Source organism: Blautia luti (assembly GCF_033096465.1).
GTDB classification, from domain to species: Bacteria; Bacillota; Clostridia; order Lachnospirales; family Lachnospiraceae; genus Blautia_A; species Blautia_A luti.
The window spans coordinates 1,142,007-1,167,123 of record NZ_AP028156.1; the positions used below are offsets into that span (position 1 = coordinate 1,142,007).

Below are 25,117 nucleotides of genomic sequence, written 5' to 3' on the forward strand. Positions count from 1 at the left end.
GACAAAAATATGTTACACTAACACGTAAAAGTAATTATAAAAATAAGAAGAAACGAGGAATAACACTATGGCACAGCTTTGGGGCGGACGTTTCACAAAAGAAACAGACAAACTTGTATATAACTTCAACGCATCCATCTCCTTTGACCAGAAATTCTATGAGCAGGATATCAGAGGCAGTAAAGCACATGTAGCAATGCTTGCCAAACAGAGAATCCTGACACCAGAAGAAAAAGAGCAGATCGAAGCAGGACTCGATGGAATCCTTGCAGACGTGAAATCCGGCAAACTTAAGATCACATCTGAATACGAAGATATCCACAGCTTCGTAGAAGCAAACCTCATCGACAGGATCGGTGATGCAGGTAAGAAGCTTCACACAGGAAGAAGCCGTAACGACCAGGTTGCTCTGGATATGAAACTCTACGTAAGAGATGAGATTGACGAAACAGACGAACTGGTAAAGAAACTTCTGGAAGCCATCCAGAAGATCATGGAAGAGAATGTTCACACATACATGCCGGGATTCACACATCTCCAGAAAGCACAGCCGGTTACTCTGGCTCATCATGTGGGTGCATATTTCGAAATGTTCGTACGTGACAGAAGCAGACTTGCAGATATCCGTAAGAGAATGAACACCTGTCCTCTGGGTGCAGGCGCCCTGGCAGGAACAACTTATCCGCTTGACAGAGAATACACAGCGAAACTTCTCGGTTTCGACGGTCCTACCAGAAACAGCATGGATTCCGTATCAGACAGAGACTACGTGATCGAACTTCTGTCTGCATTTTCCACAATTATGATGCATATGAGCCGTTTCTGTGAAGAGATCATCATGTGGAACTCCAACGAATACCGTTTCGTGGAGATCGACGATGCCTACAGTACAGGCAGCAGTATCATGCCGCAGAAAAAGAACCCGGATATCGCAGAGCTTGTAAGAGGTAAAACAGGCCGTGTATACGGAGCTTTAACCTCTATCCTTACAACCATGAAAGGAATCCCGCTTGCATACAATAAAGACATGCAGGAGGATAAAGAACTTACATTTGACGCCATTGATACTGTAAAAGGCTGTCTGGCTCTCTTTACAGGTATGATCTCTACCATGCAGTTCAACAAACAGAATATGGAAGCAAGCGCAAAGAACGGATTTACCAATGCAACAGATGCTGCAGATTATCTGGTAAATCACGGTGTACCTTTCCGTGATGCACATGGTATCGTAGGACGTCTGGTGCTTACCTGTATTGATAAGGGAATTTCTCTGGATGAACTTCCACTGGAAGAGTACAAAGAGATCAGTCCAGTATTTGAACAGGATATCTACGAAGCCATCAGCATGAAGACCTGTGTGGAGAAACGTATGACCATCGGTGCTCCGGGTCCGGATGTGATGGAGAAAGTGATCGCAGAGAACAGAAAATATCTGGAAGAGAACTAAAAAATGTAAAAAAAGCTTGCATTTTGCTTTAATATGGTATAGTATGTACAAGAACGACAGATGTACGCGAAATAAGGACATTGGATTTGCCCATGTACGCCATCTGCGAATGGAAATAAGCGAGGAGATTTAATTATGAGTGAAAAGCTTAAAGTTGGTATTTTAGGTGCTACAGGTATGGTAGGACAGAGATTTATCTCACTTCTTGAAAATCATCCATGGTTCGAGGTTGTTACTCTGGCCGCAAGCCCAAGAAGCGCAGGAAAGACTTATGAAGAAGCAGTAGGCGGAAGATGGAAAATGGACGCTCCGATGCCGGAATCTGTTAAGAAGATCGTCGTTATGAACGTTAATGAAGTAGAGAAAGTTGCTTCCACAGTTGACTTCGTATTCTCTGCTGTAGATATGTCAAAAGAAGAGATCAAGAAGATCGAAGAAGAATATGCGAAGACAGAAACACCGGTTGTTTCCAACAACAGTGCCCACAGATGGACACCGGACGTACCGATGGTAGTGCCGGAAATCAACCCGGAACACTTCGAGGTAATCGAATCTCAGAAGAAACGTCTTGGAACAACACGCGGATTTATCGCTGTTAAACCGAACTGCTCTATCCAGAGCTACGCTCCTGTATTAACTGCGTGGAAAGAGTTCGAGCCATATGAAGTAGTTGCTACCACATATCAGGCAATCTCCGGAGCAGGTAAAACATTCAAAGACTGGCCGGAAATGGTTGGAAACATCATTCCATACATCGGTGGAGAGGAAGAGAAGAGTGAGAAAGAGCCGTTAAGGATCTGGGGTAAAGTAGAAGATGGTGTGATCAAACCGGCTACAGAACCAGTGATCACATGCCAGTGTATCCGTGTGCCGGTACTGAACGGACATACAGCAGCCGTATTCGTTAAATTCCGTAAAAAACCAACCAAGGAACAGCTGATCAAAGCATTGGTAGAGTTCAAAGGACTTCCACAGGAATTAGAGCTTCCAAGCGCTCCGAAGCAGTTCATCCAGTACCTGGAAGAGGACAACCGTCCACAGGTAACAGAGGATGTAAACTTCGAACACGGCATGGGCGTATCTGTAGGACGTCTTCGTGAAGACACTGTATATGACTGGAAATTCGTAGGACTTTCCCACAACACAGTCAGAGGTGCAGCAGGCGGAGCAGTTCTCTGTGCTGAAACCTTAAAAGCCAAAGGATATATTCAGGCGAAATAATTTATAAAAAATAATGAAAGAGGCGTCGATGTCGGCGTCTCTTTTTGTTGCCATGCATCAGTAGGAAGCTGCCAGTGGCAGGTCTTGTAGGTGCGGCGCAAAACCATAGGGTTATGAAATCCATCTGGCAAAGGATAAGGTTTGCAAAAATATTCCAGGTAGGTTAAAATAGGAACACATCTGATAGAGAGGAAAATGATCATGAAAGAAAAAGTTCTGACAACAGTAGTAACTTTTGGAACTACCACTCAGGCAATCGCCATGGAGCGGGAATGCAAGAAAACCGAGTTTGCAGGCAGACTGATCCCCGTACCAAGAGAAATATCCGCATCCTGCGGTCTTGCATGGAAATGCGGGGAACAGGGGGAAGAAGAAACTACTTCTTATATAAAAGAACAGGATCTGGAATATGAGAAGATTTATCGGATTCTTATATAAAATCTCCGGACTTATCGTATTATCCAATAGGTAACAGAAACCCGGTGTTTTGACGGATAGATGAAACCATGGTACAATTGATTTTGAACATTGAAATTAATCAGGGTGAATAAACTTATGGGAAACGAAACAGATAAAAACAAAGTACGTCTCACACAGTTGGCCAGCGCAGCCGGATGCGGTGCAAAGATCGGTCCGAAAGTTCTGGCACAGGTAGTGGGCAAACTTCCGAAATTTACAGATCCGATGCTTCTGGTAGGCCCGGAGACATCAGACGATGCAGCAGTATACAAGATCAATGATGAACTGGCGATGATCCACACCGTAGACTTCTTCCCGCCGGTAGTAGATGACCCGTACATGTACGGCCAGATCGCAGCAGCCAATGCACTGAGCGATGTCTACGCAATGGGTGGCGTTCCGAAACTGGCATTAAATGTGGTAGCATTTCCGAACTGCCTTGGTCCGGAAGTGCTGGAACAGATCCTGCGTGGCGGAGCAGACAAAGTCATGGAAGCCGGAGCAGTCCTTGCAGGGGGACATACCATCAATGACAAAGAACCGAAATACGGTCTCTGCGTAACAGGTTACGTACATCCGGATAAAATGTGGAAGAACTACGGTGCCGAAGCAGGTGATACTCTTATCCTCACCAAACCGTTGGGATGCGGAATTCTCAACACTGCCATCAAGGCAGAGATGGCAACTCAGGAAGAAATCGGGAGAGTTCAGAAGATCATGGCGAAGCTGAACAAATATGCAGCAGAGATCGCATCCAGATATACGATCCACAGCTGCACAGATGTAACCGGCTTCAGCCTTGCAGGACACAGTCTGGAAATGGCAAGAGGCAGCCATAAGACTCTGGTGATTCAGTCTGAGAAACTTCCGATCATTGAGGGAGTAAAAGAATACGCACAGATGGGCCTGATTCCAGAGGGTGCATACAGAAACCGTGATTTTGCAGGCAGTGAAGTGCGAAGCGGGATCAAAGAACTCTGGATGGAGGATCTGGTATTTGACCCGCAGACATCTGGCGGACTTTTGCTCGCAGTTCCGGCGGAAGAAGCAGATGCTCTCGCCGAAGAGCTTTCTGGCATGGATATCTTTGGCGGCATTATTGGATATGTGACAGAGCCACAGGATAAGGCAGTTGTTTTTGAGTAGTTCAGAATTGAGCAGATAACTACAAAGCTAAAGAAACTAAACTAAAAAATCTTCGGATATAATTGTGCATAATTACAAATCTGTATAAAAAATTCTGGAATTGTTTGACGATTTCAGTTGTTAAACAGTTATCAAAATGATATAATGTTCTCAATAAAATACATTGCGGAGGTGTAGTTATGAATTACGAAGATGTACAGAAAGTGTCAAACGCGGCGAAAGCCAAGAGTAACCTGGTAAACACTAACTTTTTCAAGTACTTTATCCGTGCGGTCATGGCAGGCTTTTTCATTGATATGGCCATGATCTACAGTAATGTAGTTGGAAACGTTTTCTCCAAGACCATGCCTGAATGGGGAAAATTCCTGGGAGCTTTAGTGTTCTCCATCGCAGTTCTTCTGATCAGCTTCGTAGGCGGCGAACTTTTTACCGGAAACAATATGGTAATGGCGTTCGGAGCCTTTGACAAGCAGGTAAGCTGGAAAGAAGCAGGCAAGGTATGGGGCGTAAGCTACCTTGGGAACTTTGTCGGATGTTTCATCATGGCATTGCTTTTTGCATGGGCAGGAGCATCCGGAACTGCGGATTATTTTGCAGGATTTATCGGAAACAAGCTGAGTATTCCACTTGGACAGATGTTTTTCAGAGCAGTGCTCTGTAATTTCTTTGTCTGCCTCGGTGTACTCTGCGGAATGAAATTAAAGAGTGATGCAGGAAGATTTCTGATGATCACCATGTGTATCTCAGGATTCGTTGTAAGTGGATTTGAGCACTGCATCGCAAACATGGGAATCTTTGTTACCGCATATTGCCTGGTACCTGGATTATCCATCGGAGCCATGATCAAAAGCATGGTAGTAGTAACATTAGGAAATATGGTGGGCGGTGCCCTGTTGCTGGCATGGCCGCTCAGAAAGATGAGTGCAGATAAATAATATGTCAAAAGCTTTATACATAGCCGAAAAGCCCAGTGTGGCACAGGAATTCGCGAAAGCTTTGAAGATCAACGGACAAAGACGGGATGGCTACCTGGAATCTCAGGACAGCGTGGTGACCTGGTGTGTAGGACATCTGGTCACCATGAGCTACCCGGAAAAATATGATATCAAATATAAAAGGTGGAGTTTAGATACCCTGCCTTTTTTGCCGCGCGAATTTAAATATGAAGTGATACCCGGCGTTCAGAAGCAGTTCGAGATTGTAAAAGGACTGCTCAATCGAGAGGATGTGGACACGATTTATGTGTGTACCGACTCCGGACGCGAGGGAGAATATATTTACCGCCTGGTCGCACAGATGGCAGGCGTTCATGGAAAAAAAGAAAAGAGAGTCTGGATCGACTCCCAAACAGAAGAAGAAATCATGCGAGGAATCAGAGAGGCAAAGGATCTGTCATCTTATGATAATCTTTCTGCTTCAGCCTATCTTCGGGCGAAAGAAGACTATCTCATGGGAATCAATTTTTCCCGTGTACTGACCCTGCGTTATGGAAACAGTGTGTCGAATTATTTAAATACGAAGTATCAGGCTATTTCCGTAGGACGAGTCATGACCTGTGTACTTGGAATGGTAGTGCGAAGAGAACGCGAGATCCGTGCCTTTGTGAAAACTCCGTTTTACCGTGTGCTCAGCAGCATTGCCCTTGAGGGAGAAAACTTTGAGGGGGAATGGAGAGCTGTGGAAGGCAGCAGATATTTCCAGACTCCTTATCTGTATAAAGAGAACGGATTTAAAGAGAAAGCATATGCAGAGAAACTGATCCAGGAATTATCTGTAAATCAGCCTCTGCAATGTACCGTAGATAAAGTAGAGCGAAAGAAAGAAAATAAGAATCCGCCATTACTGTTTAACCTGGCAGAACTTCAGAATGTCTGTTCCAAGCTGTTCAAGATCAGCCCGGATGAGACATTAAAGATCGTACAGGAACTGTATGAGAAGAAACTGGTCACTTATCCGAGAACAGATGCCCGTGTGTTATCAACTGCGGCAGCAAAGGAGATTTATAAAAATATCTCTGGACTGCGTAATTATGAGCATACAGCAGAGATTGCACAGCACATTATCGAACAGGGCAATTACAAAAATCTGGCGAAGACCCGATATGTCAACGATAAGCAGATCACCGACCACTATGCCATCGTACCAACCGGTCAGGGATTAAATGCATTAAAGAGTGTCTCTCTTACCGCACAGCGCGTATATGAGACCATCGTCAGAAGATTTATATGTATTTTCTATCCGCCTGCCGTATATCAGAAGGTCAGCCTTGTGACAAAGATCCAGAATGAGAGTTTCTTTTCCTCATTTAAAGTACTGCTGGAGGAAGGCTATCTGAAAGTTGCCACAAACTCTTTTGCAAAGCGAAAGGCAGCAGATGCCATGAGTGGTGGAAACAGAACCGGCACAGCAGGAAATACCGGAAACGAAGAAGATGATCCAGACAATGGAAAGAACCGCTCAGACAATTCCTCAGAAGATATGGCATGCGATACCAGACTTCTGGCTGCATTGCAGAACCTGAAAAAAGGTGATATACTTTCTGTGGACAGCCTGAGTATCAAAGAAGGCGAGACATCACCGCCGAAACGCTATAATTCCGGTTCCATGATCCTGGCAATGGAGAATGCCGGACAGCTGATCGAGGACGAAGAACTCCGTGCTCAGATCAAGAGCTGCGGAATCGGCACCAGCGCTACCAGGGCAGAGATCCTTAAGAAGCTGTTTAACATCAAATATCTGGCATTGAACAAGAAAACACAGGTGATCACCCCGACCCTTCTGGGAGAGATGATCTTTGATGTGGTAAACTGTTCCATCAGACAGCTTCTGAACCCGGAACTGACCGCAAGCTGGGAAAAAGGACTCAATTATGTGGCAGAGGGCAGTATTACAGAACAGGAATATATGGACAAGCTGGAGCATTTTGTACGGCTTCGTACCAAACAGGTAGAGGATAGTAACATCCAGCCATACCTGAGACAGTTCTTTGATGCAGCAGCAGTCAACTATAAAGATGCAGCTGCGAAATCCGGAACGAAAACATCAGGCAGAACAACGTCCGGAACAGGCCGGTCACGTACCTACAAGAAACCGATCGCCCAAAAGTAGTATGCATTTATGGAAGAAAAATGTCATCATGGCGAGAGAAGAGAGGAAAATATTATGTTAAAAGATTTTACAATTGCAAATCTTCTGGATCTGAACGAAACAATCGCAAAAGATTTATTCGAAGGAAAAACTTATCCATGGGAAGTGTTACCGGAAATCGGTGATTTCATCCTGAAACTCGGTCAGACCTTAAGTGAAGAAGAATATGATCACCCGTCAGAAGATGTATGGATTGCAAAGAGCGCCAAAGTAGCACCAACAGCCTGCATCAACGGCCCGGTTATTATCGGCAAAGAAGCAGAAGTACGCCACTGCGCATTTATCCGCGGTAAAGCAATCGTAGGAGAGGGTGCAGTAGTAGGAAATTCCACAGAACTGAAAAACGCCGTACTCTTTAACAAAGTGCAGGTTCCACATTACAACTATGTAGGTGATGCAGTCCTTGGCTACAAATCCCACATGGGCGCAGGCTCCATCTGCTCCAACGTAAAATCCGACAAAAAACTGGTAGTGGTAAAAGACGGTGACGAAAAGATCGAAACAGGTCTGAAGAAATTCGGCGCAATGCTGGGCGATAACGTAGAAGTAGGATGCGGTTCCGTATTAAATCCGGGAACTGTTATCGGACGCTGCTGCAACGTTTACCCACTTTCCTCAGTAAGAGGCTGTGTACCGGCAAATCACATCTACAAATCAAGAACAGAAGTTGTAGAGAAACAGTAAATCAGCTGAAAATAGAATTGAAAATAACAGAATAGAAAATGGATATGCCGTCAGTGTTTTGCTGGCGGCTTTTTTCGTATTTTCAAATTTAAATAACTGGTTAAAATATACAAATCATATTGAAAAAAACAAATTCTGTTTATATAATTTGTTTATGAAAAAGAACCGAGCTGGAAATGCTCAGAAAGGAAAAAGAAAAAGTATGAGGAAGAAGAAACTGGCTAAAAAGGTCACGGCAGTTATACTTGCTGCAATCATGAGTCTGCAGAGTACGGCGGCTTATGCAGCAGAATTCGGTGAAATATTTTCATCCGGTGAGGAGAGCAAAGAAGAGGAATCTTTTGACAGCGGAAGTGTGTCAGAAGATACATCTCAGGAGACTGAGGTGGATGAGTTTTCTTCAGGAGAAGAAACGGAGTGGACGGATGGCACGACGGACGACAGTGCCGAAGAGAACACGGAGGGAGATACTGTACAGAAAGCAGCAGTATCAGCAGGAGATTTTACATATGAAGAACTAAATGGAAGTTATATAGGAATCACATCTTATAAAGGAGAAGAAACGGAAGTAGTGATCCCCTCTGAAATAGACGGTTTCACAGTTCAGAAAATTTCAGACCGGGCATTTGCAGGTTCCTCTGTAAAAAAGGTTCAGATCCCGGATACAGTGACTGTGATCGGGAATAGTGCGTTTCGCAATTCTTCGATTGAGTCCATAACTATTCCCAACAGGGTAACTTCTATAGAAAATGCTGCATTCATGGAATGCACTTCTATGACAACTGTGACATTTGGAAATAGTTTAAAAAGCTTAGGAGAATATGTGTTTTATGGATGTACTGGCCTGACAGAACTGCAGCTGCCTGACAGTCTGAAAAGCTATGGGTACCGAACATTTGCGAACTGCAGCAATCTGGAGAAGATTAATTATCCGGTATCTCTCGTCAGTGGAGCAGACAATGCGTTCCAGGATGATACGAAACTGACAGAGATTACAGTGCCGGAAGGGGTAAGTATACTGGCATCGGGAGCGTTCCAGAATGCATCCTGTCTGAAAAAGATTACACTTCCGGCAGGACTTATAAAGATTGGAAATGCTGCGTTTCAGGGTTGCAGCGGTCTGACGGAAATCAGTATTCCGGACAGTGTGACAGAGATTGGAGAATATGCTTTTCATGGCTGTACCGGGATAAAAGAACTGAAACTTCCAGACAACCTGAACAGTTATGGCTATTGTGCATTTGCGGACTGCAGCAATCTGGAGAAGATCAATTATCCGATATCTCTCATCAGCGGAGCAACTGATGCGTTTCGGGATGATGTGAAACTGACAGAGATCGCAGTGCCTGAGGGTGTGGAAACGCTGGCACCGGGAGCATTTCAGAATGCAGGATATCTGAGAAAGATCACTCTTCCGGAAGGGCTTATAAAGGTTGGTAATGCAGCATTTCAAAATTGCAGAAATCTGCGGGAAATCAGTATTCCGGACAGTGTAACAGAGATTGGAGATTACGCATTCTCCGGATGTAATGCTTTGAGAGAGGCAGTATTTCCGCAGACATTGACTACGATTGGACAAAGGGCATTTGCAGACTGTACAGCCCTGGCAAAAATCAGTTATCCTGCAGGAGTTGTTAATGCAGGTTCTGAAATTTTTTCCAATTGCAGCAGCCTGGTACGTGTGGAAATCCCGGAAGGTGTAACAGCTGTTCCTGACCGGATGTTTGAAAATGCGGGATATCTGGAAGAAATTATGCTGCCTTCCACATTACAGACGATTGGAAGTTTTTCATTTGGGGGCTGTCGTTCCCTGGACCGCATTACATTGCCTTCATCTGTGACCAGTGTTGGATACAGGGCATTTCAGAACTGTGAGAATCTGAAGAAGATATGGATCGGGTCAAAGATGACCAGCATGAATGAAAGTTTTTACAATTGTGATAAAAATAGTCTGGTGATCTATGGAGAAAAATCTTCTTATGCAGAAGAATGGGCAAAGAACAATGGATTTTCTTTTATGGCAGGTGCCATAGACCAGGATGATGCAGAACTTCAGGGCTGCGTAAAAGATGAAAAAGGCCGGGGCATCGATAATGTTCTTGTGATGATCTATGATAAAGCAGGACAGAGAACAGAAGGAAAGATTTATACAGATGCGGACGGCAGATGGAAATATGCGAAAGCAGTTCCAGGAAAAAAATACAGGATTTATTTCCAGCATGAATTATATAGGTTTGAGAATTCCTATGTGGAATGTACAGTGGGAAATTCATCACAGACTGTAGATATGACAGGAACCAGAATCTATGAGAATGAAGAAGCAGATGGAGCTGAAAACTTTACATATGATGTGATCGACGGGAATGATATACGGATCACGGCCTATAAGGGAAACGGAAATAAAGTTGTGATCCCGGAAGAGATTGATGGATATATTGTTAAGGAACTTGGAAATTCTGTTTTTGAAAATAATCAGAGCCTGAAAGAAATTGTGCTGCCTTCTGGCATGGAAAAATTAGGAACAGCAGTGTTTAGAAATTGTAAAATGCTTACCACTGTAAGATTCAATGCAGCGCTAAAAGAAATTGGAAATGCGTCTTTCCAGGGATGTACTGCAATGAGCAGAATAGATTTTCCGATACAGTTAAACAGGATTGGAGAATATGCATTTTATGGATGTACCGGTCTGACAGAACTGCAGCTGCCTGACAGTCTGGCCAGTTATGAATACAGGGCATTTGCAGATTGCAGTAATCTGGAGAAGATCAATTATCCTATTTCACTTACCAGCGGGGCATTCGGAGCATTTCAGAATGATACGAAACTGACAGAGATCACAGTACCGGAAGGTGTGAAGACACTGGCGCCGGGAGCGTTCCAGAATGCATCCTGTCTGAAAAAGATCACTCTTCCGGCAGGACTGACGAAGATAGGAAATGCGGCATTTCAGGGTTGCACCGGTCTGACAGAAATAGATATTCCGGACAGTGTGACGGAAATCGGAGAATATGCTTTTCAGGATTGCAGAAAGGTGAAGAAACTGATACTGCCGGATGGCTTGAAACGTTATGGCTATCGTGCATTTTCCGATTGTGAACTTCTGGAAAGTATCAATTACCCGCTGAAACTGGAAGAGGGAGGAGCAAATGCATTCCAGAATGATAAAACACTGTCAGAGATCATAATACCGGATGGTACAGAAATAATTGCAGCTCACGCATTTGATGGAGCGTCCTATCTGCAGAATGTGCAGCTGCCTGGCAGCCTGAAAGAAATAAAAAATGCAGCATTTCAGAACTGTACTGCTCTGCGGCAAATCCATATTCCTGATGGGGTAGTTTCTCTGGGAGAATATGTATTTAATGGCTGTAGTGCGCTAAAAGAAGTGCAGCTGCCAGACAGTGTGACATCTATGGGATATCGTACATTTTCCAATTGTACAGCACTTAAAAAGATTCATTATCCGGCAGGGCTCATTCAGTCCGGATCCAGATGTTTTGAAAACTGTACCAGCCTCAAAAGTATGGAAGTACCCGAAGGGGTAATGGTTCTTCCTGATCGTATATTTGACAGTGCCGCTTATCTTACAGATATCAGTCTTCCTTCTACGTTGACTACTATAGGGCAATTTGCATTTACAGGCTGCAGTGCACTGGAAAGGCTCATCCTGCCGGATTCCGTTACTTCTGTTAAATATCGTGCATTTGAGAACTGCACCAGCCTGACGAAGATATGGATTGGCAGAAATGTAAAAGAAATTTCAGATGGATTCAGAAACTGTGATAAAAACAAGCTGACTATTTACGGAGAAGCAAACACTTATGCTCAGCAGTGGGCAGAGGAAAACGGCTTCAATTTCGTGGCACAGAGGCTGGATTCTGAGGATGCTCTGATCTATGGAAAAGTAACAGATCAGACAGGAAAAGGAGTCGAAAAGGTCTTTATATCTATATATAACAAAGATGAGAGAAAAACAGAAACTCAGATATATACAGACAGTGATGGAAAATGGAACTATAACAAAGCTGTAAAAGGCAGAAATTACAGAATCTATTTCTGGCATGAGGAATACCAGTTCCAGGTTGCCTATATAGACAGTACTGCAGATGGATCTGCTATTAATATTACAGGAACTCCAAATTACGAAAAGGGACAGGAAAATCCGCAGGAAGATTTTGAGTACAGCAAAATAAACGGAAATGATATCCGGATTACGAAATTTAAGGGAACCGGAAGTAAAGTAGTGATTCCTGCACAGATAGAAGGATACACAGTAAAAGAACTTGGAAACTCTGTGTTTGCGAACAATCAGGAGCTGAAAGAGATCATTCTGCCGTCAGAACTGACCACAATAGGTGCGGCAGCTTTTAAAAACTGTACAATTCTTACTACTGTAAGGCTGGGTGCGAATACAGAATATATTGGGAATGAAGCATTCAGAGGATGTACGTCCATGAAAGAAATACAATTACCGATTCAACTGAAAGGAATCGGAGAGTATGCTTTTTATGAATGTACCGGTCTGACAGAGCTACATTTGCCTGACACCCTGAATTACTATAATTATCGTGCATTTGCGAAATGCGCAAATCTGAAGAAAATCAATTATCCGTTATCTCTGAACAGTGGAGCTGATAATGCATTTGAAGAAGACAGAAATCTGACAGAAATAACTGTTCCGGAAGGTGTGGAAACTCTGGCATCTCATGCATTCCACGGTGCATCTTACCTGCAGAAAGTTGCACTTCCGAACAGTCTGCTGGTAATCGGAAATGCAGCATTTGATGGGTGTAGTGGAATTAGTCAGATACAGATTCCGGAGCATGTAACATCTATTGGAGAATATGCCTTCTATGGATGTACCAGCATAAAAGAACTGGCACTTCCGGATGGACTGGAAAGTTATGGATACCGGGCATTTGCTGGATGCGCTGCACTGGAAAAGATCAATTATCCGAAATCCCTGACTTCCGGAGCTGATAATGCATTTCAGGGAGATAAAAATCTGACAGAAATAATTGTTCCAGAAGGAGTGGAAACTCTGGCACCTCATGTATTTCACAGTGCGTCCTGTCTTCAGAATATAAAACTTCCGGACAGTCTGAAAACTATTGGAAATGCAGCATTTGAAGGCTGCAGTGGAATTACACAGATTAATATCCCGGATCAGGTGGCTTCTGTGGGAGAGTATGCATTTGCAGGGTGCACAGGTCTGAAGGAGATGATTCTTCCGGACAGTGTGGAAAATATCGGTTATCGTGCGTTCGCAGACTGTACAGAGCTGACCTCATGCAGTTATCCTATGAATCTTAAAATGGCAGGTAGCGATATTTGGAGCAATAACAGAAAATTGAAAAAGATTGTGATTCCGGAAGGGGTAACGAAGATTCCGGACAGAACTTTCCAGAATGCGTCATACTTAAGATATGTGATTTTGCCGGCTACATTAAAGACTATTGGAACTGCGGCATTTGAAGGATGCAAAGGTCTTCCGGAAATTGAACTGAACAGTGGCCTGACCCAGATCGGAGAATATTCCTTTGCAGACTGTGACGGACTGATCACTGTGAAGATACCGGAAACAGTTACGCAGATCGGCTACCGTGCATTCGCACAATGCAGAAACCTGGTATATGTGTCTGCTCTGGGAAACGGTCTGACAGAGCTGAAAAATCAGGCTTTTGACAGTGACGCTTCTTTGAACCGGATCGATATTCCGGAAAGTACAGTTACAATTGAAGATCATGTATTCGATGGATGCAGCAATGTGGTGATCTATTGTAAAAGCACAGCCTATGCAGCAGAATATGCAATAAAACACAACATTCCTGTATATATTACAGATGGGGACAATAAAGATGGAAAAGTACTGAATACAGAGAAATCCTATTACACTACCAATACCATGGGAAGCAGCGGGTATGTAGATCTGATCGCGTCCTATGAACTGAAAGAAGAGGTAAAAGAAAAGGTATCGAAAATGCAGTTGCAGTTCGTAATACCGTCTGATATGACTCTTCTGGAACAGACTATTATGGTCGGAGGAAAGAGGTGTACAGATTATACTTTCGGAAACAGTATTCTGTCTGTTCCTGTAAAAGAAGCAGCGCAGACAGTAAGATTTTCTTTAAATCCAAGCAAGTCCAGAAATCTGTTTACTCTGGCGAAACTTTCTTATACTTACGAAGGTCAGAAGGGGACGGATTTCATTGACTGTATTGACTCTGATCTGCCGGTAATGACTTTGGAAGCACCATCTGAAATTAATAAAGCAGAATTTGAAGTATCCGGAACCGCACCGGGAAGCAGTAAGGTGAATTTCTACATTGATGGAAAAGCCTGTGGTACTGCATCCAGCTCAAAAGCAGGAAAATACAGCAAAAACCTGAAATTGAGCAATCCGAAGGATGATACTGCCTATAAAATTAAAGTAACTACAGAAACAGAAAGCGGAATCATTGAACAAACAGCGTCTGTTGTATATTCCGAACAAAGTCCTGTTCTGGAAGAACTGAAGCTTTATTACTGGGGACATGATTCCAGTATGAATTATTACAACAGGGTGTTTGATCTGACAGATAAGACACAGCTTCAGAATACCATTACATTTAACCCGAATTACGAATATACATTTACTGTAAAGATGAGTAACAGGGAAAAAATTAATAATCTGTATGTGACAAGTACAAGAAATGGAACTGTTAAATATCTGAAGGCAGAATGGAATAACACAAAAGGCTGTTATGTCACCAGCGGCAAATTTGATGGCAGCAACAGCAGTTATGTACCGGGAACCATTGGTGTGAAATATAATCTGACATATGATGAGATCAAAAATATGAAGGATGAAGATGCCGGACATAAGATTATAAATGATTACAAAAAGCAGCATGATTTTTCAGACGAAAAATTGAAGATCCTGAGTTCTGATGAAAATTCATTAAGCTGTGTGGCAACACTGAAGGATGGAAATCAGATTACCTATGAATATAATGATTTTTCTGCCCGGGAGTTATATGAATATCTGTTGAAGAATGGGTATGTTCAGAATCAGGGCAGAAGTTCTGAAACTGAGGAATTCTCTGCCGGCGGGGACGGAGAAAACTTTTCAGCAGGTGCCGCATTTGACATATCAGATCTTCTGAAAGACATTGCGAAAGAATATACTGTCAATGGTGTCAAATATTATGTCCTCCATACAGAAGATAATCGTACTGACTATCTCACCATTCAGTATGATGGTATCACAGATACTTTCAAGACCTGGGTATTCAAGTCCTCTATCAAAACTATGGCAGAAGACGACCTGGCTTACTATCTGTTCTCTGAATTTGGGGATATGACACCTACAGAATCTGCATCTTCGGTCATTGATTTTGCTTACGATGCAGGTAAAGCAACTTATAAATATATGGGCAAAATGTGGGAACTGGATATGCAGATCCGTCCGGGAATGTCGGAAGCTCAAAAGCAGGCAGTTCAGGATGCAAGAAATCTGGCAACTACAGTCCTTCTGATGCGATATTTTGGAGCATTTTTTGATATGGCGGCAGGTGCGGAAATGTCAACCGGCAATGTTGGTGCCTGGGCCGCATGCTGGGCATTATCCAAATCACTGGGGTATGTGGCAGATCTTCTGGAAGAAAAGGGCTGGGCAGGTGCGAGAGACAGTCTAATTGAAACTTTTATCACTACTCCTTTAACCTGGATCATTGACCCAAGCGGATATGTATATGAGGCAGTGACAGATAACCGCCTGAGCGATGTAACAGCCACGGTCTATTATAAAGATAAGAATGGAAAATCGGTTCTGTGGAATGCACAGGAATATGACCAGAATAATCCTGTCATGACAGATATGGATGGAACTTATTCCTGGGATGTGCCGGAAGGAACCTGGCAGGTTAAATATGAGAAGGAAGGGTATGAAACAGCATACAGTGACTGGATGGAGGTACCGCCGCCACAGACAGAAGTTCATATCAGCATGAGATCAACACAGAAACCGGAAGTTCTCTGGACGGAAACAAAGAAAGATTATGTAACGATCAGATTTACGAAATATATGACACCGGATACGGTAAATACTGTAGTACTGAAAGATGCGCAGGACAAAAATATTTCTTATACATTGGAATATGATACATCACAGACCAGTCTGGATGGAACCGTATATGCGGATGCTTATACTTTCCGGTTTAAAGATAAAACATTGAAAACAGGAGAAGCCTGCAGCATCAATATTCCGGGGACTGTAACAAGCTACAGCCAGATTGCTGTGAAACCTGTGAAATACCAGACACGAAACACCGGAGATATGACATTATCCGTACCGGAAAATATTCAGACCGCGTGTGGTGGAATTACACAATTTGACCTGAAATTGAATGGAGAAGCAGGAAGTGAAGTGGATAACCTGACGCCGGAAATCATGTCTTCTTTTGAAGAATTTCTGCAGATCGTCAGGGTACAGAAGACGGGAACAGGAACCTGGAAGATCGCTGTAAAGGGAATCATGCAGGGCGAAGCAGCTGTGATCGTGAAGATTCCGGGAACTTCACTGCGAAAAGATATTAAAGTGACAATTCAGGATACAGGAGAAGTACATCAGCACTCCTATGGCGGATATAAAACAACCAGACGGCCAACAGTCTTCAAGGCAGGGGAAAAAGTGAAAACCTGCTCTGTATGCGGATATGAAAAAAAGGTTTCCATTGCGAAGCTGAAACCAGTGTTAAAAGTAAATGTATCCTCCATTACATTGAAGACCAGACAGCAGACTTCAGGACTGAAAATTACTATGGCTAAAGGGGATAAAGTAACATCCTGGAAATCTGCCGATACAAAGATAGTAAAAGTTTCCGGCAACGGTAAACTGACTGCCCAGAAGAAAACGGGAACAACAACTGTAACTGTAAAGCTGAAAAGCGGACTGAGCAAAAAGATCAAAGTCAAAGTCCAGAGCAGTACAGTAAAAACCACAAAAATATCCGGCCTGCCGAAGAACATTATCCTGAAAAAGGGAAAGACAACAACGTTAAAACCGGTTCTTACACCATTTACAGCAGGAGAAAAGATTACTTATGTAAGCTCTGATAAAAAGAGAGTATCTGTAAGCAGCAAAGGTGTGGTAAAAGGATTGAGAGCAGGAAAAGCTAAAATTACGGTGAAATCAGGCAAACAGAAAATTACTATAACAGTAACGGTAAAATAGGACGTTTCGCATTGACTTTCACACAATAGTTTAGTAATATGTAATTATATTGATGGAATCTGCAGGCTGTTTTTTGTCAATATGTCTAAATATGAAAAAGAAAGAAGGATGGAATATGAAGAAAACGTTTAAAAAGTTAACCTGCATCATTCTGACTGCGATTATGGTATGCACCACGATGGCATTTACTGTAAGTGCTGCGTCAGGACCGAGTTATTCAAAGAGGCAGACTGTGTATATGACCAGCAAAAACAGTAACAGTAGTTATACCAGCATTTATGTAGGAAACCTTACTTCCTCACAGAAAATATCCAAGAGTTCTGTGAAGTCCAGTAAGAGTGCTGTATTAGCGCCGTATTCTCTGTATAGAAACACATACAGTTATGAAAATCAGTATTTTGAAAGCGGTATGAAAGGAAATAAGGGATCAGGTTACAGCTATTCTATAGAACTCAGGGCAAAGAAAGCTGGCAGCGCCAATATTTCTTTCAAAATTGGAAGTAAAAAATATACTTCTAAAGTTACAGTAAAGGCGTATACGAATCCGATATCAAGTTTGACTGTTACAGGTGTTAAAAATGGAAGCAGCAGCAATCTTGCAGGCAAATTTAAAAATGAAAGTTATTCAGATTTAAAACTGTCCAAAAATGTAAAAAATGCGACCGTTACCTGTAAGGCAGCATCTGGATGGAAAATTAGAAGAATTGGAACTTATGATGCAAATAATAAACTTCAGAGAGGTATTTCTACCAGTGCTCAGGGAGGTGTTTCTGCTCTGTCACTTCATGCAGGAAATCTGACAAAGAATCAGAGAAATGAAATTACTGTTGATCTGGTTAACACAAAGACAGGCGGTTCATTATCCTGTACAATGTACTTATCCTGACAAAAATAAAACGGCCTGTGTAAACATGTGATTTCATCGGGGGACGTCGGCTTGGCCGGTGTCCCCTGTTTCAGTGAAAAAGATAACAACTTTTAGAAGAAGGAAAAAGATATGGAGAATATGAAGAAAAAGCTGACAGCATTCCTGGCAGTAATCTGTTGTATCCTGGCGTGTCTGGCTTTGCCCGGCACAGTAAAGGCTGCCACTTCTGTGAAGCCTGGTACTGTAAAGATGGTAAGTGTGGAAGCAGATGAATGCAGCAATACTATCCGGATAATCTGGAATAAGACAACCAACGCCACAAGCTATGTAGTATATCTCAGGGAAGCCAGCGGCGGCAAATGGCAGAAAGCGGGCTCTATGAAAAGCTCCGAAAGAGGCTGCCAGATCACCTATCAGCCGGGAGTGAATTTCCAGGTTGGAAAAGAATACGCCTGCACAGTCAAAGCATATAACAAAAACTCAAAGAAATACGGAAACTATGATAAAAAAGGAGTCAAATTTACCATCCTTCCGGAAACTGTAAAGATTTCCGGCATATCCATGGACAAAGAGAAAACAGGAGTAAAAATCGCATGGAAAAAGAGCGATAGAAGTGAGATCACCCGTGGAAACTACTGCCATATTTACAGAAAACAGAATGGAAAATGGAAAAAGATCGGCAGTGTGAAAAGTTCTGTTACAACTTATACAGATACAGAATTCGAACCTGGAAAGGTGAATACTTATACAGTCAGAACTTATAACAGCAAGACCAAAACAAGGGGAAATTATGACAAAAACGGAATTTCCATAGACCTGCAGAAAAAGACTCCTGCCATTGTGTATAATAATCCATCCAGGCTTGTTCTGCTGAAAGGAAAAACAACCACTTACTATAAGTCAAACAGCAGTGTAAAATGGTATTCCGGCAATAAGAAAGTGGTACAGGTTACTGCTTCCGGCAAAAATGCTTATAAGCTGAAAGCAGTAAAAGAAGGAACTGCTGTGATCACAATGAAAGTGGGAAATCAGGTACAGACATTTACAGTAATTGTCGCATCCGGCAATGATTATATTAATAAATGGGTGCAGAACATGGCAAGAGATATAAGAATGACCACCAGCAACAAAGAAACACAGCTTCTGCTGGTATCGAGATACTTTGTAGGCGATTTCTCATATGCCAACGTATATGATATGAAAACAGTAATTGCTTCACAGAAAGGAAACTGTTATTCCGCCGGTCAGGTGATGGTGAAAGTTTACCAGGCACTGGGATTTAAAGCAAAACTGCGTTCTGCGATCCACGATAATCCTAAACGCTATCCTCAGAATATGATCATGGGATCTGACCATTATAATGTAGAAGTAGTGGTGAACGGATCAACCTATTATCTGGACGCATCCCCGGAAGCCCATCTGGTATATCTTTCCTCGAAGACTGAGGTGCTGGAAGCCTATACAGATCTCATGGGAAATGGATGGACACGGATACAGTAAATAATTAAGAGTGAGTATTATTATGAAAAGAAAAAGAAAAATTTTATTAAAGAAAAGAAACCTGCTGATAATTCTGTTGTCTGCGCTGCTTTTTTCCTTTGCATTCAGTGCTGCTACCGTCTATGCATTTACACTGGGAACTGCCCGGAAAGCGGCACCCGGGAAATTTGTAGTGGATGGTGATTACTGGACATATCGGTACAAAAAAGACAATACCATTGCCAGAAATGTATATTTAAAGATTGATAACAAATGCTATTATTTCAACAGCAAAGGACACCGCTGGTGCAGCTGGCATACGATTAATGGGAAAAAGTGCTATTTCGGTACCAGATCTCAGGGCTATCTGATCCGCAATTCCGTAATCCGCTATAAAGGTGATATACTTTCTGTGGACAGCCTGAGCATCAAAGAGGGTGAGACATTACCACCGAAGCGTTACAACTCCGGTTCCATGATTCTTGCAATGGAGAATGCAGGACAGCTTATCGAGGACGAGGAACTCCGTGCTCAGATTAAAAGCTGCGGAATCGGAACCAGTGCCACCAGAGCAGAGATTCTTAAGAAACTGTTCAATATCAAATATCTGTCACTGAACAAGAAAACCCAGGTGATCACACCGACTCTTCTGGGAGAGATGATCTTCGATGTGGTAAACTGTTCCATCAGACAGCTTTCTGAACCCGGAACTGACTGCAAGCTGGGAAAAAGGACTGAATTATGTGGCAGAGGGCAGTATTACAGAACAGGAATATATGGACAAGCTGGAGCATTTTGTACGGCTTCGTACCAAACAGGTAGAGGATAGTAACATCCAGCCATACCTGAGACAGTTCTTTGATGCAGCAGCAGTCAACTATAAAGATGCAGCTGCGAAATCCGGAACGAAAACATCAGGCAGAACAACGTCCGGAACAGGCCGGTCACGTACCTACAGAAAGCCGTCTGCTTCAAAGTAGTGTGTATTTGTGACAGATAAAAGAAAACATGTCATCATAGCGAGAGAAAAGAGGAAAATATTATGTTAAAAGATTTTACAATTGCAAACCTTCTGGATCTGAACGAAACAATCGCAAAGGATTTATTTGAAGGAAAAACATATCCATGGGAAGTATTACCGGAGATCGGAGATTTCATTCTGAAACTGGGACAGACCTTAAGTGAAGAAGAATACGACCACCCGTCAGAAGATGTATGGATCGCCAAGAGTGCCAAAGTGGCACCTACAGCCTGCATCAACGGTCCGGTCATCATAGGTAAAGAAGCAGAAGTACGCCACTGTGCATTTATACGCGGAAAAGCAATTATAGGTGAGGGTGCAGTAGTAGGTAATTCTACGGAATTAAAGAATGCGGTACTTTTCAACAAGGTACAGGTTCCGCACTACAATTATGTAGGCGATGCAGTTCTCGGCTACAAATCCCATATGGGTGCAGGTTCCATCTGTTCCAATGTAAAATCTGACAAGAAACTGGTAGTTGTAAAAGACGGTGACGAGAAGATTGAAACAGGCCTGAAGAAATTCGGCGCAATGCTTGGAGATAACGTAGAAGTGGGATGTGGTTCCGTATTAAATCCCGGAACTGTGATCGGACGCTGTTGCAACATTTATCCACTTTCCTCAGTAAGAGGCTGCGTACCTGCAAATCACATTTATAAGTCAAAAACAGAAGTTGTGGAGAAACAGTGAGAATGAAAAAACCGGTAAAGATTATTTTTTCTGTAGTGTTATCTGTTGCAATGGTGCTGTCGCTGGCTCTGACTGCATACGGTGCCTCTTCACTTACTTTTGATTTTACTGTGACAGTGAAAAAGGGAAAGGTATTTGATGAGAATGGCGACTTATATACCGGATGGTATATAAAAAACAGGCACAAATATTATGCAGAGAGCGGCCGGCGTGTCCGAGGTTGGAAAAAAATCGGAAAACAGTATTACTATTTTGCAGCTGACTATGCTATGGCGAAAAACAAAATTGTGGGTTCTAAATCTAAAGGATATTATTATGTAGATAAATCCGGCACCAGAGTTACGTCAAATGAAATAAAGATGGCAGTAGATTTTGTGATGAAGAATTCAAATCCTGCTTCCAGGCAGAGAAATCGTCTGAAGCAATGTTTTAATGCGTTGAGAAAATATCCGTATGTGGGTAAGGGCGATACACCGCCCGGAGCTTCGCAATTGCCGTCCTATGCCCGGTATATGTTTACCAGACAATGTGGAGACTGCTATTATTATGGGATAACTATGGCGTATATTGCCAGAGTACTGGGATATGACAGCAGAGCTGCCATGGGAGCTGTGACCGCCTGGGGCCCGGCTCATCCTCTGTCTCCCCATGGATGGTGTGAAGTGCGTGTTGATTCCGGGTGGAAAATGATAGACTGCAGTATGCAGAACGGGCATCCCGATGCGAACCTGTTTTTTGTGGGAAGAAACAGATATCCATACAGATTAAGATGTGATAAGACATATGCCTTGAATATAAATAATGGAAAAGTCAGTTGGAGATAACAAAAAAGATGCAGTTTTTCTGCATCTTTTTTGCGTTAGAGCATGTTTGGAAAATCATTCCTGCAATCTGCACGCCCCACTTTGCGGTATATTGTCCGAATTCGGTTACCGCAGCCTGCTACAATTGAGGGGAGAGAAGCTTTTGCTGAAGAAGGATTACATATGAAATAAAAGTTTTCTCAGGATTACCAGAATGGTAATGTGCACCGGATAAAACCAGTAAAAAATATATTTCAGAAATTTTCCTTTTACAAATCCACGTTTGCCATTGTACATGTTAATAGACAGAAAGGCAAAACATGCCTTCCATTCATAATAAAGCCAGCAGCTTCCGATGATCGCCTGGGCGGTTTTATCGTTGCGGAACCAGTACATGATCAGCAGGAATACAAATCCCCGCCATCCGTAATCTGCCTTTAGAAACACAGAGACAGTCAGCAGTGCCAGCGCGCAGACAAGCTGCATTTTCTGATTATCCCAAAAGTATTCCAGGGCACAGAATGCCAGGTATCCCAGAAACAGGGTGAAAAATACATTCTGTTTTTCATATCTCCAGGTGTTGGTAAACATGAAGTTCCATGGAATCTCAGAGATACATGCAAATAGAAACAGATTCAGGCCATATTTCTTACGGTTATGTGTATGCAGAAATCCTTCCACTAACAGAAAACAGAAAATTGGAAAAGCGGCCCTGCCGATATCCCGGAAAATCCGATACCAGCTGTAATCCACGCCGCCGAAACTGAAAAGGGTTGCAGTTGTGGCAGGATAATTATACAGGATCATTAAGCCGGTATGGTCAATCAGCATCAGGGTGATAGCAATTAATTTTAAAGCGCTTCCGCTCAGAACCTGAAATTTTGCAGGGAGAAAGGAAGCAGGTAACTTTGTTGTCATAATAGAAATCCTTTCATTAATAGAAATTAGAACTATTTTACCACAAAAAAATCAAAGATAGTTAAAAATTTTACAAATTATGACTGGACGAATCAACACTTTTGTGAGAAAATAACACTAGGTTGTTAGGCATACTCTTCTGAAGTAATTCAGCAGACTTCAGAGATTTACACTATATGGTTCTTTCAGCAGTTCCATATAGTGATGAGTATAACAACATGAAGTTAATCTATACTTGAAAGGAGTTTTACAATGATTTATTCACGCGAAGTAGAAGAAATGTGCCCAGTTGCACAGGGCGTTCATCATGGCGCCGCTCCAATCCCAGAAGAAGCTAAATGGGTACAGGCAAAAGAAGTCAAAGACATTTCCGGTCTTACACACGGTGTTGGCTGGTGTGCACCACAGCAGGGTGCCTGCAAGCTTACATTAAATGTTAAAGAAGGTATCATCCAGGAAGCGCTGGTTGAGACAATCGGATGTTCAGGTATGACTCATTCTGCAGCTATGGCTTCCGAGATTCTTCCGGGACTTACAGTTATGGAGGCACTGAACACTGACTTAGTTTGTGATGCGATTAATACAGCTATGAGAGAACTCTTCCTTCAGATCGTTTATGGACGTACACAGTCTGCATTCTCAGAAGAAGGACTTCCAGTAGGTGCTGGACTTGAAGACCTTGGTAAAGGACTTCGTTCTCAGGTTGGTACAATGTATGGAACTCTGAAAAAAGGACCTCGTTACCTTGAAATGGCAGAAGGTTATGTAACAGGTATTGCTCTTGATGCAGATGATGAGATCATCGGATATCAGTTCGTAAGCCTTGGAAAAATGACTGATTTCATCAAAAAAGGCGATGACCCGAATACTGCATGGGAAAAAGCAAAAGGTCAGTATGGCCGTGTTGCAGACGCTGTTAAAATTATCGACCCAAGAAAAGAATAATTTAGGAGGTAACAGGAAATGGCTTTATTTGAATCATATGAGAGACGAATTGACAAGATCAATTCTGTTTTAAACAGCTATGGCATTGCTTCTATCGAAGAAGCTGAGAAAATCACAAAAGACGCAGGTCTTAATGTATACGATCAGATCAAAGGCATTCAGCCAATCTGTTTCGAGAACGCTTGCTGGGCATACACAGTAGGAGCTGCAATCGCAATCAAAAAAGGATGCAAGAAAGCAGCAGATGCAGCAGCAGCTATCGGTGAAGGACTTCAGGCATTCTGTATTCCTGGATCCGTTGCTGATACACGCAAAGTAGGTCTTGGACATGGTAACCTTGGCAAAATGCTTCTTGAAGAAGAAACAGAGTGCTTCTGCTTCCTGGCTGGACATGAGTCCTTCGCAGCAGCTGAAGGTGCTATCGGTATCGCTGAGAAAGCTAACAAAGTTCGTCAGAAACCATTACGTGTTATCCTGAACGGTCTTGGAAAAGATGCTGCTCAGATCATCTCCCGTATCAACGGCTTTACATATGTAGAGACAGAATACGATCCATATAAGAACGAAGTTAAAGAAGTATTCAGAAAAGCATACTCCGAAGGACTTCGTGCAAAAGTTAACTGCTACGGCGCTAACAGCGTTCCGGAAGGTGTTGCTATCATGTGGAAAGAAGACGTTGACGTTTCTATCACAGGTAACTCCACAAACCCGACACGTTTCCAGCATCCGGTTGCAGGTACATACAAGAAAGAACGTCTTGAAGCAGGTAAGAAATACTTCTCAGTTGCTTCCGGTGGTGGTACAGGACGTACACTTCACCCGGACAACATGGCAGCAGGTCCAGCTTCCTACGGTATGACAGATACATTAGGACGTATGCACTCTGATGCACAGTTCGCCGGTTCTTCTTCTGTACCAGCTCACGTAGAGATGATGGGTCTCATCGGCGCTGGTAACAACCCGATGGTTGGTATGACAGTTGCAGTAGCTGTTTCCATCGAGGAAGCTGCTAAAGCTGGTAAATTCTAATATCAGAATATAGATTTTGATCTTAATAAAGTAAGATTTGTGTCCA

16 protein-coding genes and 1 pseudogene are annotated in these 25,117 nt (G+C 42.8%); 15 read left to right on the plus strand and 2 right to left on the minus strand.

All coding sequences use genetic code 11. The features are described from left to right. Nucleotides 1-67: 67 nt before the first annotated feature. The 13 genes and pseudogenes from argH to R8695_RS05360 all read left to right on the plus strand — a co-directional run bounded on the left by argH (nucleotide 68) and on the right by R8695_RS05360 (nucleotide 22,200). Nucleotides 68-1,447 carry an argininosuccinate lyase gene (gene argH / locus R8695_RS05300; protein ID WP_154779735.1) on the plus strand — a complete coding sequence of 460 codons (1,380 nt, stop codon included), beginning with the start codon at nucleotides 68-70 and terminating at the stop codon, nucleotides 1,445-1,447. A gap of 135 nt (nucleotides 1,448-1,582) precedes the next feature. Next, on the plus strand, nucleotides 1,583-2,668 hold the full coding sequence (gene asd / locus R8695_RS05305) for an aspartate-semialdehyde dehydrogenase (protein WP_154779736.1): 1,086 nt from the start codon (nucleotides 1,583-1,585) through the stop codon (nucleotides 2,666-2,668). 201 nt (nucleotides 2,669-2,869) lie between these two features. Continuing rightward, nucleotides 2,870-3,106, plus strand: coding sequence for a putative Se/S carrier protein (locus R8695_RS05310; RefSeq protein ID WP_154779737.1), 237 nt, complete (start codon nucleotides 2,870-2,872; stop codon nucleotides 3,104-3,106). Between the two features lie 117 nt (nucleotides 3,107-3,223). Beyond that, nucleotides 3,224-4,273 carry a selenide, water dikinase SelD gene (gene selD, locus R8695_RS05315; protein ID WP_154779738.1) on the plus strand — a complete coding sequence of 350 codons (1,050 nt, stop codon included), beginning with the start codon at nucleotides 3,224-3,226 and terminating at the stop codon, nucleotides 4,271-4,273. Between the two features lie 179 nt (nucleotides 4,274-4,452). Beyond that, the gene (locus R8695_RS05320) at nucleotides 4,453-5,208 is read left to right on the plus strand and encodes a formate/nitrite transporter family protein (RefSeq protein ID WP_118508643.1); all 756 of its coding nucleotides are present in this window, start codon (nucleotides 4,453-4,455) and stop codon (nucleotides 5,206-5,208) included. A gap of 1 nt (nucleotide 5,209) precedes the next feature. Continuing rightward, nucleotides 5,210-7,381: a DNA topoisomerase gene (locus R8695_RS05325; protein WP_154779739.1), complete on the plus strand. Its 2,172-nt coding sequence runs from the start codon at nucleotides 5,210-5,212 to the stop codon at nucleotides 7,379-7,381. 54 nt (nucleotides 7,382-7,435) lie between these two features. Next, entirely contained in the window at nucleotides 7,436-8,104 is a 669-nt protein-coding gene (locus R8695_RS05330; RefSeq protein WP_118508644.1) for an LbetaH domain-containing protein, read from the plus strand. A 202-nt stretch (nucleotides 8,105-8,306) separates the two neighbouring features. Continuing rightward, nucleotides 8,307-17,318, plus strand: coding sequence for a leucine-rich repeat protein (locus tag R8695_RS05335; RefSeq protein WP_167515444.1), 9,012 nt, complete (start codon nucleotides 8,307-8,309; stop codon nucleotides 17,316-17,318). 115 nt (nucleotides 17,319-17,433) lie between these two features. Then, nucleotides 17,434-18,204 carry a hypothetical protein gene (locus tag R8695_RS05340; RefSeq protein ID WP_154779741.1) on the plus strand — a complete coding sequence of 257 codons (771 nt, stop codon included), beginning with the start codon at nucleotides 17,434-17,436 and terminating at the stop codon, nucleotides 18,202-18,204. A gap of 111 nt (nucleotides 18,205-18,315) precedes the next feature. After that, entirely contained in the window at nucleotides 18,316-19,686 is a 1,371-nt protein-coding gene (locus R8695_RS05345) for a fibronectin type III domain-containing protein (protein ID WP_154779742.1), read from the plus strand. 373 nt (nucleotides 19,687-20,059) lie between these two features. Next, a pseudogene (locus tag R8695_RS17650) lies at nucleotides 20,060-20,645 on the plus strand (DNA topoisomerase); the annotation flags it as partial. A 62-nt stretch (nucleotides 20,646-20,707) separates the two neighbouring features. After that, nucleotides 20,708-21,376: an LbetaH domain-containing protein gene (locus R8695_RS05355; protein WP_118508648.1), complete on the plus strand. Its 669-nt coding sequence runs from the start codon at nucleotides 20,708-20,710 to the stop codon at nucleotides 21,374-21,376. A 2-nt stretch (nucleotides 21,377-21,378) separates the two neighbouring features. Then, nucleotides 21,379-22,200, plus strand: a complete 822-nt coding sequence (locus R8695_RS05360; RefSeq protein ID WP_154779743.1) for a transglutaminase domain-containing protein — start codon at nucleotides 21,379-21,381, stop codon at nucleotides 22,198-22,200. Here R8695_RS05360 and R8695_RS17860 read toward each other — a convergent pair. Together R8695_RS17860 and R8695_RS05365 are read right to left on the minus strand one after the other, a co-directional pair. Then, entirely contained in the window at nucleotides 22,187-22,273 is an 87-nt protein-coding gene (locus tag R8695_RS17860; protein ID WP_416385737.1) for a hypothetical protein, read from the minus strand. The two genes, R8695_RS05360 and R8695_RS17860, sit on opposite strands and share 14 nt — an antisense overlap. An 83-nt stretch (nucleotides 22,274-22,356) precedes the next feature. Then, nucleotides 22,357-23,097, minus strand: coding sequence for a TraX family protein (locus R8695_RS05365; protein WP_154779744.1), 741 nt, complete (start codon nucleotides 23,095-23,097; stop codon nucleotides 22,357-22,359). 252 nt (nucleotides 23,098-23,349) lie between these two features. Here R8695_RS05365 and R8695_RS05370 point away from each other — a divergent pair, with 252 nt between their 5' ends. Continuing rightward, nucleotides 23,350-24,042 carry an iron-sulfur cluster assembly scaffold protein gene (locus R8695_RS05370; RefSeq protein ID WP_008707498.1) on the plus strand — a complete coding sequence of 231 codons (693 nt, stop codon included), beginning with the start codon at nucleotides 23,350-23,352 and terminating at the stop codon, nucleotides 24,040-24,042. Nucleotides 24,043-24,060: 18 nt separating this feature from the next. Continuing rightward, the gene (locus tag R8695_RS05375) at nucleotides 24,061-25,071 is read left to right on the plus strand and encodes a GGGtGRT protein (protein WP_008707497.1); all 1,011 of its coding nucleotides are present in this window, start codon (nucleotides 24,061-24,063) and stop codon (nucleotides 25,069-25,071) included. Nucleotides 25,072-25,117 lie beyond the last annotated feature (46 nt).